Origin of the sequence: Massilia sp. BHUDP2 (assembly GCF_046236355.1) — a bacterium.
In the GTDB taxonomy this organism is placed as follows: Bacteria; Pseudomonadota; Gammaproteobacteria; order Burkholderiales; family Burkholderiaceae_D; genus Telluria; species Telluria varians.
This window is the reverse complement of sequence record NZ_JBJUVW010000003.1, coordinates 113,755-126,455: the sequence shown is the minus strand read 5'-3', so window position 1 is coordinate 126,455 and position 12,701 is coordinate 113,755. Positions and strand designations below refer to the sequence as shown.

Annotated in this window: 13 protein-coding genes; 11 read left to right on the top strand and 2 right to left on the bottom strand. The window is 66.0% G+C overall.

Annotated features, from left to right (window positions below; all coding sequences use genetic code 11):
- Positions 1–87: 87 nt before the first annotated feature.
- Complete coding sequence (locus ACK6C6_RS17345) at positions 88–576, top strand: hypothetical protein (RefSeq protein ID WP_209589233.1); 489 nt, start codon at positions 88–90, stop codon at positions 574–576.
- Positions 577–667: 91 nt separating this feature from the next.
- On the opposite strand, the gene ACK6C6_RS17340 is transcribed toward ACK6C6_RS17345, so the two are convergent.
- Entirely contained in the window at positions 668–1,429 is a 762-nt protein-coding gene (locus ACK6C6_RS17340; protein ID WP_409268432.1) for an SDR family NAD(P)-dependent oxidoreductase, read from the bottom strand.
- 209 nt (positions 1,430–1,638) lie between these two features.
- Here ACK6C6_RS17340 and ACK6C6_RS17335 point away from each other — a divergent pair, with 209 nt between their 5' ends.
- The 3 genes from ACK6C6_RS17335 (at position 1,639) to ACK6C6_RS17325 (ending at position 5,457) form a co-directional block, all read left to right on the top strand.
- Entirely contained in the window at positions 1,639–2,877 is a 1,239-nt protein-coding gene (locus ACK6C6_RS17335) for a benzoate/H(+) symporter BenE family transporter (RefSeq protein WP_409268431.1), read from the top strand.
- A gap of 27 nt (positions 2,878–2,904) precedes the next feature.
- On the top strand, positions 2,905–4,260 hold the full coding sequence (locus ACK6C6_RS17330; RefSeq protein ID WP_409268429.1) for an MFS transporter: 1,356 nt from the start codon (positions 2,905–2,907) through the stop codon (positions 4,258–4,260).
- A 102-nt stretch (positions 4,261–4,362) separates the two neighbouring features.
- Positions 4,363–5,457, top strand: coding sequence for a porin (locus ACK6C6_RS17325; protein WP_409268428.1), 1,095 nt, complete (start codon positions 4,363–4,365; stop codon positions 5,455–5,457).
- A gap of 114 nt (positions 5,458–5,571) precedes the next feature.
- On the opposite strand, the gene ACK6C6_RS17320 is transcribed toward ACK6C6_RS17325, so the two are convergent.
- Positions 5,572–6,486 carry a LysR family transcriptional regulator gene (locus ACK6C6_RS17320; RefSeq protein ID WP_027865642.1) on the bottom strand — a complete coding sequence of 305 codons (915 nt, stop codon included), beginning with the start codon at positions 6,484–6,486 and terminating at the stop codon, positions 5,572–5,574.
- Between the two features lie 101 nt (positions 6,487–6,587).
- Between ACK6C6_RS17320 and ACK6C6_RS17315 the strand changes: the two genes are divergently transcribed.
- From ACK6C6_RS17315 to ACK6C6_RS17285, 7 genes are read left to right on the top strand one after another with little or no spacing between them, the layout of a single operon-like run.
- Complete coding sequence (locus ACK6C6_RS17315; protein ID WP_409268427.1) at positions 6,588–7,706, top strand: muconate/chloromuconate family cycloisomerase; 1,119 nt, start codon at positions 6,588–6,590, stop codon at positions 7,704–7,706.
- Between the two features lie 23 nt (positions 7,707–7,729).
- Positions 7,730–8,020, top strand: coding sequence for a muconolactone Delta-isomerase (catC, locus tag ACK6C6_RS17310; RefSeq protein ID WP_027865640.1), 291 nt, complete (start codon positions 7,730–7,732; stop codon positions 8,018–8,020).
- A gap of 29 nt (positions 8,021–8,049) precedes the next feature.
- Positions 8,050–8,970 (top strand): catechol 1,2-dioxygenase, encoded by a 921-nt coding sequence (catA, locus tag ACK6C6_RS17305; RefSeq protein ID WP_409268426.1) that lies wholly within the window; start codon positions 8,050–8,052, stop codon positions 8,968–8,970.
- Between the two features lie 10 nt (positions 8,971–8,980).
- Positions 8,981–10,351: a benzoate 1,2-dioxygenase large subunit gene (gene benA, locus ACK6C6_RS17300; RefSeq protein WP_409268425.1), complete on the top strand. Its 1,371-nt coding sequence runs from the start codon at positions 8,981–8,983 to the stop codon at positions 10,349–10,351.
- The gene (benB, locus tag ACK6C6_RS17295) at positions 10,348–10,851 is read left to right on the top strand and encodes a benzoate 1,2-dioxygenase small subunit (protein ID WP_409268424.1); all 504 of its coding nucleotides are present in this window, start codon (positions 10,348–10,350) and stop codon (positions 10,849–10,851) included. The genes benA and benB overlap by 4 nt, the downstream gene beginning before the upstream one ends.
- A gap of 38 nt (positions 10,852–10,889) precedes the next feature.
- Complete coding sequence (gene benC / locus ACK6C6_RS17290; protein ID WP_409268423.1) at positions 10,890–11,915, top strand: benzoate 1,2-dioxygenase electron transfer component BenC; 1,026 nt, start codon at positions 10,890–10,892, stop codon at positions 11,913–11,915.
- Entirely contained in the window at positions 11,912–12,697 is a 786-nt protein-coding gene (locus tag ACK6C6_RS17285; RefSeq protein WP_409268422.1) for a 1,6-dihydroxycyclohexa-2,4-diene-1-carboxylate dehydrogenase, read from the top strand. Before benC ends, ACK6C6_RS17285 begins: the two co-directional genes overlap by 4 nt.
- Positions 12,698–12,701 lie beyond the last annotated feature (4 nt).

Sequence of the window (12,701 nt, the reverse complement as noted above, 5' to 3'; positions counted from 1 at the left end):
CTCCAGCAATAACGAGCATCTACACTGGACACAATAAAGCCCCCGGTCGGTCTACGATTCCATACACTAAACTTCGTACTTACCACCATGAATCGATTTTTTCGTGTTGTTGTTGTTTTGGCGATGACCTGGAGCGTCGCTCCTGCCCTTGCGTGTGGCCCAGCACCGCGTGAACACTATGCAAAGACGGAAAAGCGGGTTCGCGAGCGCTTCGAAAGTGTCGATTCGGTGATGCTGGTTACACTTCTCAGTGCCGAAAAAGTGAAGAAGACGCATATGGAAATCGATGTGGCGGGCGAAAGGACAAGCTTCATGGTCGATCGCGTATTCAAGGGACGCGCCAGACCGGGCGACAAGCTGGTCTTCGATACATACAGTACATGTGCGACCTACGTCGTTGAGAAATGGAATGGATCCAGAGGCCAGGTCGTATCGGCGCGGCAGTGGCTGATTTACCGAAACCAGTCGGAGACGCAACTGCCTCCTCACGATATGGCACAACCCATCGAAATTGCTGCCTACGACGTCAAGGTTCTATCTCAGCTCGTTCGTACGCGCGCCGATAAGCCTCGCTAGCTTGGTCAGAACTGTTTGTAGAAGGCCCGTTCCGGACGATAGCTGCCCTTCGTTTGCAACGCTTGTCCTGAGCCACAGCCCAACGCAAGACCTACTGGTGCGGCTGCCCGTTAGAAGCCATCAAGCCCGCATCCACCGGCAGATTCACCCCCGTGATCAGGCGCGCATCCTCGCTCGCCAGGAACACCATCGCCGCCGCAACGCCTTCCGGATCCTCGGGCGCGCCGAGCGGCAAGCGCTTGTTGAATTCGGCGACCAGCTCGGGATCGTTCACCATGTCCTCGGTCATCCGGGATACCGTGAAGCTGGGATTGACGGCGTTCACCCGCACCCCATCCTTGGCCGCATCCATGGCCATCGCGCGCACCATGTTGCTGACGGCGCCCTTCGAGGTGTTGTAGGCGAACAGCTCCCAGTCGCCGCCCAGCCCCGACACGGACGAGGTCATGACGATCGAACCGCGTGTCTTCACCAGCTCGGGCATTGCCGCCTTGGCCATGTGGAAGTAGCCGGCCACATTGACCGCCATGACGCGCTCGAAGTCTTCCTCGCTGGTCGCCATGATGTCGCCCTCGGTCGCCACGCCGGCGTTGTTGACCAGGACGTGCAGCCCGCCGAACTTCTCGAGGGCCGCCTTGACGGCGCTGGCCGCGGTTTGTTTGTCGGCGGTGTCGCCCACCTGCACCAGGATGCGGTCTTGCGCAAGCGTGGCAGCGGACTCCTTGAGGCAGGCTTCGTCGATATCGAGCATCACGACGCGGGCGCCCTCGTCGAGGAAGCGGCGGGCCACGGCCAGGCCGATGCCGGAAGCTGCGCCTGTCACCAGTACGACTTTGTCCTTGAAGCGGTTCATCCTTCCTCCTTCGATCAAGCGGTTTGAATGGTCACAATGACCATATCACAGCCCCATGAACCCGGATTTTCGATTCGTGGCGCTGATACCCCTGAGGTATCGATTGCATACCAAATCAGTGTTGGACTGACATCCCGGGCCTGACTACTCTGCAATGCATGAAGCGCCCACGACGGCGCTTCTCCAGAAAAAACGATTACGGAGACAGCATGCAGGGTCAGGGCCATCACAGCCGTGGCGCGGGCGAAGCCATTCCCGCGCTGTCCGCAACGCAGGGCGCAGCAGCTTCCACGGCTTCCATGCTGCCCGCGATCGTCGCCGGCTTCCTGGCCGTGCTGGTCTCGTTTTCCGGCCCGCTGGCGATCTTCTTCCAGGCCGCCCAGGCAGCGCGCATCTCGAACGAGATGTTCGCCTCCTGGGTATGGGGCATCTCCATCGGCGCGGCCGTCGCCGGCATTTTCCTCAGCTGGCGCCTGAAAATCCCCGTCATCACCGCCTGGTCGGCGCCCGGCACCGCGCTCCTGATCACGCTGTTTCCCGCGTTGTCGCTGAACGAGGCGGTCGGCGCCTACCTGACGGCCGCCGTGATCCTGCTCGCGATCGGCCTGTCCGGCTGCGTCGAGCGGGTCGCCGCCTGGGTGCCGCCCGGGGTGGCCAGCGGCATGATGGCGGGCATCCTGATCCCGTTCGGACTCAAGGCATTCACCGGCCTGCAGACCATGCCGGTGCTGGTGCTGGGCATGCTCGCCGCCTACCTCGTCTTCAAGCGCACGACACCGCGCTACTGCATCGCGCTGCTGCTGGCCACCGGCGCCGTCATCGCCTGGGCCGGCGGGAGCACCGATGTCGGCGGGCTCGCCTTCGAACTCGCGCTGCCGCAATTCATCCAGCCAGCCTGGTCCTGGTCGAGCACCTTCAGCCTGGCCCTGCCGCTGGTGCTGGTCACGCTCACCGGCCAGTACCTGCCGGGCATGACGGTCTTGAGAACCTCGGGCTACGACAGCCCGGTGCGGCCGATCATCGCCACCAGCAGCCTGGTGTCGCTGCTGGTCGCCTTCAGCGGCGGCATCACGATCGCCATCGCCGCCATCACGGCCGCCATGTGCACCGGGCGCGAAGCCCACGAGGATCCGGGCCGCCGCTACATCGCCGGCATCGCCAACGGCGTCTTCTACCTGGTGGCGGGACTGTTCGGCGGCTCGATCGTGATGCTGTTCGCGGCCTTTCCGAAAGAACTGGTGATGACCCTCGCCGGTCTGGCGCTGCTCGGGCCGATCCTGGCCAACCTCGGCGCCATGGTCGCCGCGCAGGACCACCGCGAAGCCTCGCTGATCGCCTTCGTGGCCACCGCCTCCGGCACCAGCTTCCTCGGCCTGGGCTCGGCCTTCTGGGGCATCGTCATCGGGATGGTGGCCTGCCGGGTGCTGCACGGCCCGCGTAACAAATAACACCCACAAACGACAGGAGACAAGAACATGCGACACATCGACGTGCACAAGCTGGCCGACGAGGCCCGCTTCAACCGCTTCCACTTCGGCATCCTCGCCTGGTGCGCCATCATCATCATCTGCGACGGCTACGACCTGGCCGTGGCCGGGATCGCGCTGCCCTCGATCATGCAGGAGATGGGCGTCACCGCCCAGAGCGCCGGCTTCATGGTCAGTTCGGCCCTGTTCGGCATGATGTTCGGCGCCATCTTCCTGGGCACCATCGCCGATAAAATCGGCCGGCGCCTGGCGATCGTCATCTGCCTGGCCCTGTTCAGCGTGTTCACGGCGGCCGCCGGCTTCGCCGGCGACCCGTACACCTTCAGCGTGATGCGCTTCCTGGCAGGCCTCGGCATCGGCGGCGTGATGCCGAACGTAGTGGCCCAGATGACGGAGTATTCGCCCAAGCGCATTCGCTCCACCATGGTCACGCTCATGTTCAGCGGCTATGCGGTGGGCGGCATGCTCGCCGCCCTGCTGGGCAAGGGCATGATCGAAGCCTACGGCTGGCAGTCGGTGTTCATCGCCGCCGGCGTGCCGGTGATCCTGATTCCCTTCATCCTGAAGAAGCTGCCCGAATCGATGCCTTTCCTGATCCGCCAGGGCCGCCAGGCCGAGCTGCAGGAGATCCTGGTGCGCATGGAGCCGAGCTACCGCGTGCAGAAGGACGACAGCTACACGCTGCCGGTGGCCGACCGCGCGCAAGGAGCGCCGATCGGCCGGCTGTTCCAGGATGGCCGCGGCTTTTCCACCATCATGTTCTGGATCGCCTTCTTCATGTGCCTGTTCATGGTCTACGCGCTCAGCTCCTGGCTCGCCAAGCTGATGGCCGGCGCCGGCTACAGTCTGGGCTCGGCCCTCACCTTCGTGCTGGTGCTGAACTTCGGCGCCGTGATCGGCGCGGTCGGCGGCGGCTGGCTGGCCGACCGCTTCCACATCAAGTACGTGCTGGTGGGGATGTACCTGCTGGCCGCGGTATCGATCACGCTGCTGGGCTACAAGGTCTCGACGCCGGTGCTGTTCCTGCTGGTCGGCCTGGCGGGCGCCTCCACCATCGGCACCCAGATCGTCACCTATGCCTATGCCGGCCAGTTCTACCCGATGGCGGTGCGCTCCACCGGCATCGGCTGGGCCTCGGGCGTCGGCCGCAGCGGCGCGATCCTGGCGCCGATCGTGATCGGCACCCTGGTCGGCATGGCCCTGCCGCTGCAGCAGAACTTCCTCGCGATCGCCATTCCCGCCGCCATCGCAGCGGTGGCCGTGGCCTGCATCCGCCACGGCCGTTCGGCCTCAGCCCGTCCGGCGCTGCGCAGCGGCCCGCTGGCGGAACCGGGCAAGGCCTGATCCATCTCCCGGCCGCGCGGGCGGCCGGGCTTACCATTCCAACGATAGCGCGCCTGGCCGCGGCCCGCGCACGCCCATGCACACCGACTACAGGAGACATGCATGAAAGCAATACCACGCCTTCCCCTGGCCACCGCCCTTGCCGCCATGCTGTGCGGCGGCGGCGCCGCCCATGCCCAAGTCACGGTCTACGGCATCGTCGATGCCGCCGTGTCCCGCACCACCAACGCCGACACCGCCGGCAACGGCGTTACCAAGGTCTCCGCGCTGTCCGGCAGCGTGCCTTCGCGCATCGGCTTTCGCGGCAGCGAAGACCTCGGCGGCGGCCTGTCCGCCGTGTTCGCCCTGGAGGGCGGTTTCAACCCGGACAGCGGCGTCTCGGGACAGGGCGGGAGGCTGTTCGGGCGCCAGGCCTGGATCGGCCTGAAGGGAAACTGGGGCACGCTGCAGGTCGGACGCATCCTCAACATGACTTTCCTCGCCACCGCAAAGAGCGACGTGCTGGGACCGAACCTGTTCTCGATCAGCAGCATCGACCTCTACCTGCCGAATGCGCGCAGCGACAATGCGGTCGGCTACCTGGGCAGCTTCGGGGGCTTCACCGTGGGCGCCACCTACAGCCTGGGGCGCGACGCCTCGGCCGCCGGCGGTCCCTCGGCCACCAATTGCGGCGGCGAGGTGGTCGGCAACAGCAAGGCCTGCCGCCAGGTGACGGCGCTGCTCGGCTATGACGCTGCGGCGTACGGGGCGACCGTGAGCTACGACAAGCTGTACGGGAACGCCGGCGCCGCCGGCGGCCTCACCAGCAGCGAGCGCTTCGACCGGCGCGTCACCGTCAACGGCTACGCCATGCTGGGCGCGACCAAGGTCGGCGCCGGCATCATCGACCGCAAGCTCGACGCCGCTACCGGCGTCGCCGAATCCGACCTGGTCTATCTCGGCATCAGCCATCCGCTGGCGCCCGGCCTGACCCTGGATGCGCAGGTGGCGCGCAAGGACGTCAAGCGCTCGGCGGACGATACGAAGATGGCGGTGGCGCGGCTCACCTATGCGTTCTCGAAGCGCACCGCGGTGTACGGCGCGGTGGGGCGGATGGACAACGACGGCCTGGCCGCCGTGGGCCTCGATCTCGGCGGCACGGTGGCGCCGGGAGGCGCGCAGAACGGCGTCATGGCGGGGCTGCGCCATTCGTTTTGATGTTCGTAGGGTGGGCGGGTTTTCCCGCCCACGCGGTGATAGCTGGCGGCAAGATCATCCGGCACGACATCGGAGCTCCTGGCGATCACCGCGTGGGCAAGGGACTTGCCCACCCTACAAAGTCTCTTTCGTGTGCGGCAGCCCGTAATCGTCGTAGATCTCGTAGATCACCGCCAGCATCTGCTCCAGCTCCGGCGTGCGCTCCATGTGGCGCACGCTGAAGAAGATCGGCGAGAACGCGTGTTTGTCCTCGATGGGGCGGTACACCACGTTCCGGTGGTGCATGCCCTGCACGCTGGCCGGCACGATGGCCAGGCCCTGTTCGGCCGCCACCAGGCCCATCGCGATCTGCAGTTCGCGCACTTCGACCACGTGGTCCGGGGTCAGGTGGGCTTCGCTGAACAGGCCCAGCACCTGGTCGGCGAAGCTCGGGCGCGGCGTGCTCGGGTAGACCAGCAGCGGCTCGTGCACCAGGTCCACCAGGCGCAGCGGCGCGTCGCCGGAGGCCAGGCGGTGGCCGGGAAACAGCGCCAGCACCATGCGCTCCTCGCGCAGCAGGATCCGGCGGATGCTCGGGTCTTCGCTTTTCAGGCGCCCGAAACCGACGTCGATCCGGCCTTCCTTCAGGGCCTTCATCTGTTCGACGGTGGTCATCTCGTGCATGACCACCTCCACCTCGGGATGCGCCGCGCGGTAGCGGCGGATGATGTCCGGCAGCAGGCCGTACAGGGTCGAGGCAACGAAACCGGCGTTGATGATGCGTTCCACCTTGCCCACGCGCTGGGTCATGCTCTTGAGGTCGCGCACCTGGTCGAGCAGGGGCTTGGCATGCGCCAGGAAGAACTGGCCGGCCTCGGTCAGGCGCAGTGGACGTGTGCCTTTTTCGATCAGGGCCACGCCCAGGTATTCCTCGAGCTGCTGGATCTGGCGGCTCAGCGGCGGCTGCGCGATATGCAGGCGCTCGGCCGCCCGGGTGAAGTTGCGTTCTTCCGCCACGGCGACGAAATAACGCAGGTGACGCAGTTCCAACATCATACCTCCCAGGTATCGAAGTGATACCAACTTAGTCTTGGACGACGCTTTCAAGCGGGATTATCGTGCTTCTACCGACGGAATTATACGCATTGAATATGAAAACCAATATCGCCAACATCGAAACTTTCCTGGTCGACGTCCCGACGATCCGCCCCCACAAGCTGTCGGTCGCCACCATGAACACCCAGACCCTGGTGCTGGTGCGGGTGCGTTGCGAGGACGGCATCGCCGGCTGGGGCGAGGCCACCACCATCGGCGGCCTGGCCTACGGCGACGAGAGCCCGGAAAGCATCAAGACCAACATCGACACCTACATCGCGCCGCTGCTGGCCGGCATGGATGCGAGCGGCGTGGCCAAGGCCATGGCCAAGCTGCGCAAGGCGGTGCAGGGCAACCGCTTCGCCAAATGCGCGATCGAGACCGCGCTGCTGGATGCCGAGGCGAGGCGCCTCGGCGTGCCGCTGTCGGAACTGCTGGGCGGCCGGGTGCGCGACGCGCTGCCGGTAGCCTGGACCCTGGCCAGCGGCGACACTAGCCGCGACATCCAGGAAGCCGAGCAGATGCTCGAGCTGCGCCGCCACCGCATCTTCAAGCTCAAGATCGGCCTGCGCGAGGTCGACCAGGACGTCAAGCACGTGCTGGCCATCAAGCGCGCGCTGGGCGATCGCGCCAGCGTGCGGGTCGACGTCAACCAGGCCTGGAGCGAACTCGATGCCGTGCGCGGCATCGCCGCCCTGGAAGCCGGCGGCGTCGACCTGATCGAACAGCCGGTCAAGGCCGGCAACGTCGCGGCACTCGCGAGGCTTAAGACACGCTTCGACGTGGCGATCATGGCCGACGAAGCGCTGCACGGCCCGGACGACGCGATGGCGATTGCCCGCGCCGACGGCGCCGACGTGTATGCCGTCAAGATCAACCAGTCCGGCGGCCTGACCCCGGCGCTGGAGGTGGCGACCGTGGCGCGCCTGGCCGGCATCGGCCTGTACGGCGGCACCATGCTCGAAGGCGGCATCGGCACCGCTGCCACCGCCCACGTCTGCGCCACCTTCGCCGAACTGGCCTGGGGCACCGAACTGTTCGGCCCCTTGCTGCTGACCCAGGAAATCCTGGCCGAACCGCTGGTCTACCGCGACTTCATGCTGCAGGTGCCGACCGGCCCTGGCCTCGGAGTCGAGCCCGACCTGGACAAGCTGCATGCATTGCAGCGCCGCTAAACGAATACCCGAGGAGACCAGACATGCTGTTCCACGTACGCATGAACGTCCAGCTGCCGCCATCGATGCCGCTTGACGAAGCCGCCCGCCTGAAGGCCGACGAAAAAGCGCTGGCCCAGCGCCTGCAGGAAGAGGGCGCCTGGCGCCACCTGTGGCGCATCGCCGGCCAGTACGCCAACGTCAGCATCTTCGACGTCGAGAGCAACGAGGCCCTGCACGCGCTGTTGATGTCGCTGCCGCTGTTCCCCTACATGCAGATCGAGGTGACGCCCCTGTGCCGGCACCCGTCCTCGATCCGGCTTGACGACCGCTAACCCACCACCCATACCTAAAGGAGACTGAAATGAACCACGCAGACATCGAAACCCTGGCGAAGAACTGGGTCGTGGACGCCGCATCGAAACCCGCCGACCCCCGTGTGCAGCAAGTCGTCGTGCGCCTGCTGGGCGACCTGTGCAAGGCCATCGAAGACCTCGACATCAGCCCGAGCGAATTCTGGAGCGGCGTGTCCTACATGTCGGCCGCCGGCGCCGCCAACGAGCTGGGCCTGCTGGCCGCCGGCCTGGGCCTGGAGCGCTTCCTGGACATCCGCGCCGACGAAGCCGAAGCCAAAGCCGGCCTCGAGGGCGGCACCCCGCGCACCATCGAAGGCCCGCTGTACGTGGCAGGCGCCCCGGAAAGCGTGGGCTTCGCCCGCCTGGATGACGGCACCGAGAGCGAGCAGGCCGAAACCCTGTTCATGCAGGGCACCGTGTTCGGCGCTGACGGCCGCCCGCTGGCCGGCGCCAAGGTCGAGGTCTGGCACGCCAACCTGCTGGGCAACTATTCCTTCTTCGACCGCACCCAATCAAGCTTCAACCTGCGCCGCAGCATCGTCACCGACGAAGAGGGCCGCTATGCCTTCCGCAGCATCCTGCCCAAGGGCTACGGCTGCCCGCCGAACGGCACCACCCAGCAGCTGCTCGACAAGCTGGGCCGCCACGGCCAGCGCCCGGCGCACATCCACTTCTTCGTGTCCGCGCCCGGCCACCGCAAGCTGACCACCCAGATCAACATCGACGGCGACGAGTACCTGTGGGACGACTTCGCCTTCGCCAGCCGCGAAGGCCTGGTGCCGGCCGTGAACCGCATCGACGATCCGGCCCAGATGGATGCGAAACGCGTGAACGCGCCCTTCGCCTCGATCGATTTCGATTTCCGCCTGTACCGCGACACCGCCGGCGCCCCGAGCACGCTGGTGGAGCGCGCCCGCGCCGCCGCCTGAGGAGAACGCCATGATCCCGATCCGTCCGGTCAGCGCTTTCGCACCGAAGCGCATCGACGACTACCTGATCGAAGACGAAGCCAGCGGCGACTACCGCCTGCACCGCAACGCCTTCACCGACGAAGCCCTGTTCGAACTCGAGCTGAAGCACATCTTCGAGGGCAACTGGATCTACCTGGCCCACGAAAGCCAGGTCCCGAACGTCAACGACTACTACACGACGCACATCGGCCGCCAGCCGGTGTTCATCGCGCGTAATCGCCAGGGCGAGCTGAACGCCTTCATCAACGCCTGCAGCCACCGCGGCGCCCAGCTGTGCCGCCACAAGCGCGGCAACAAGGCGACCTACACCTGCCCGTTCCACGGCTGGACCTTCAACAACAGCGGCAAGCTGCTGAAAGTGAAGGACCCGGAAGACGCCGGCTATCCGGAGTGCTTCAACAAGGAAGGCTCGCACGACCTCAAGAAGGTGGCGCGCTTCGGCAACTACAAGGGCTTCCTGTTCGGCAGCCTGAATCCGGACGTGCCGTCGCTGGAAGAGTTCCTGGGCGACGCCGGCAAGATCATCGACATGATCGTCGACCAGTCGCCGGACGGCCTGGAAGTGCTGCGCGGCTCCTCGACCTATACCTACGAGGGCAACTGGAAGCTGCAGGCCGAGAACGGCGCCGACGGCTACCACGTGAGCGCGGTGCACTGGAACTACGCCGCCACTACCAGCCGCCGCAAGGAAGAGCAGGCGATCCGCGAGGACAAGATCCGCGCCATGGATGCCGGCAAATGGGGACGCCAGGGCGGCGGTTTCTACGCCTTCAACCACGGCCACATGCTGTTGTGGACCAAGTGGGCGAATCCGGAAGACCGGCCGAACTTTGCACGCCATGCCGAGTACGCCGAGCAGTACGGCAAGAGCACCGCCGACTGGATGGTGGAGCGCTCGCGCAACCTGTGCCTGTATCCGAACGTCTACCTGATGGACCAGTTCGGCTCGCAGATCCGCGTGCTGCGCCCACTGGCCGTGAACAAGACCGAGGTCACGATCTACTGCATCGCCCCGAAAGGCGAATCGGATGAAGCCCGCGCGCGCCGCATCCGCCAGTACGAGGACTTCTTCAACGTCAGCGGCATGGCCACGCCCGACGACCTGGAAGAGTTCCGCGCCTGCCAGGAAGGCTATGCCGGCGGCGCCATGCAATGGAACGACATGTGCCGCGGCGCCACCCACTGGATCAAGGGTCCGGATGAGGCGGCCAAGGAGATCGGCCTGCAGCCGGTGATGAGCGGCGTGCGCACCGAGGACGAGGGCCTGTACACGGTGCAGCACCGCTACTGGCTGGAAGTGATGAAGGACGCCCTGGCCAAGGAAGGGGAATCGAAATGAACACGGAAATGAATCCGGTCACCATGGAAAAGCTGTGCGCCTTCCTGTACCGCGAGGCCCGGCTGCTCGACGACGAGCAGTGGGACGAGTGGCTGGAGTGCTACGACCCGGACGCGCAGTTCTGGATGCCGGCCTGGGACGACGACGGCAAGCTGGTCTCGGACCCGCAGCGCGAGATCTCGCTGATCTACTACCCGAACCGCCAGGGCCTGGAAGACCGCGTGTTCCGCATCAAGACCGAGCGCTCCAGCGCCACCATGCCGGACACCCGCACCAGCCACAACATCGCCAACGTGGAAGTCGAGAAGACGGAGGGAACGCGCCTGACGGTGCGCTTCAACTGGCACACCCTGAGCCACCGCTACAAGACGACCTACAGCCATTTCGGCATGTCGCGCTACGTGATCGAGTTCGGCGGCGCCACGCCGAAGATCCTGGACAAGTACGTGGTCCTGAAGAACGACTACATCAGCCAGGTCATCGACGTGTACCACATCTGATTGACAAGCAAGCAGCAACACAGAAGCAGGAGACCTTGATGAGCCATACCATCGCACTGCAGTTCGAGGACGGCGTGACCCGTTTCATCAGCTGTAACCCCAACGAGAAACTGGCGGATGCCGCTTACCGCCAGAAAGTCAACATTCCCCTCGACTGCCGCGATGGCGCCTGCGGCACCTGCCGCGGGCTGTGCGAATCCGGCCAGTACGAGATGCCGCCGGAGAGCTACATCGAGGACGCGCTCGAGCCCCAGGATGCGCAAGCCGGCTACGTGCTGGCCTGCCAGATGCGTCCCACCTCGGACTGCGTGGTGCGCATCCCGGCCACCTCCAGCGCCTGCAAGACCGGCGTGCACAGCTTTGGCGGCAAGATTGCCGAAGTCACGGCGCTGTCGCCGTCGAGCTTCCGCTTCTCGGTGGCGCTGGACGCTCCCGACGCGCTCGATTTCCTGCCGGGGCAGTACGTGAACGTCACCGTGCCGGGCACCCAGGAAACCCGCTCGTATTCGTTCAGCTCGGCGCCGGGCGCGTCGCTGGCCAGCTTCGTGGTGCGTAACGTGCCGGGCGGCCTGATGAGCGGCTACCTGGGCGGCGCGGCCAAGGTGGGCGACGCGATCAGCTTCGCCGGTCCCTTCGGCAGTTTCTACCTGCGTCCGCTCCAGCGTCCATTGCTGCTGCTGGCGGGCGGCACCGGCATCGCGCCTTTCCTGTCGATGCTCGACGTGCTCGACAAGCAGGGCTTCACCCAGCCCGTGAAAATGGTCTATGCCGTCACCAACGACCACGACCTGGTCGAGCTGGAACACCTGGACCGCATCGCGGCGGCGCACCCGCAGTTCGAGTACCTTACCTGCGTCTCGAGCGACGCCAGCTGCCACCTGCGCAAGGGCTATGCCACCGCCCATGTGGAACCGGGATGGGTGAACGGCGGCGACGTCGACGTCTACCTGTGCGGCCCGGTGCCGATGGTGGAGGCGGTGCGCGGCTGGCTGGACGGCCTGGGCATCAAGCCGGCCAACTTCTACTTCGAGAAATTCTCGGCCAGCAGCGGAGGTGTAGCATGATCCATCCGGACCGGTTCAAGGGCCAGGTCATGGTCGTGACGGGCGCCGCCCAGGGCATCGGCCGCGGCGTCGCACTTAGTGCGGCGCGCGAAGGCGCCCAGCTGCTGCTGGCCGACCGCTCGCCGCTGGTGCACGAAGTGGCGCAGGAAGCCGCCGCGCTCGGGGCCCAGGTGGTGGTGGTCGAGGTCGATCTGGAAACCTGGGCCGGGGCCAGCCACATGGCGGCCCGCGCGCTCGAGGATTACGGGCGCATTGACATCCTGGTCAACAACGTCGGCGGCACCATCTGGGCCAAGCCCTACCAGGAATACGGCGAGGCGCAGATCGAGGCCGAGATCCGGCGCTCGCTGTTCCCGACCCTGTGGGGATGCCGGGCGGTGCTGCCGGCCATGCTGGAACGGGGTGGGGGCGCCATCGTCAACGTGTCTTCGGTGGCCACGCGCGGCATCTACCGCATCCCGTATTCGGCGGCCAAGGGCGGCGTCAACGCCCTGACCGCCAGCCTGGCTTTCGAACATGCGGGCAACAACATCCGCGTCAACGCGGTGGCCACCGGCGGCACCGAGGCGCCACCGCGCAAGGTCCCGCGCAATCCGCAGCCGCTGAGCGAGATGGAAGAGATCTGGTATGCCGGCATCGTCGAGCAGACCCGCTCGAGCAGCCAGATGAAGCGCTACGGCACCATCGACGAACAGGTCGGCGCGATCCTGTTCCTGGCTTCGACCGAGGCTTCGTACATCACCGGAACCGTGCTGCCCGTGGGCGGCGGCGACCAGGGCTAAGGGG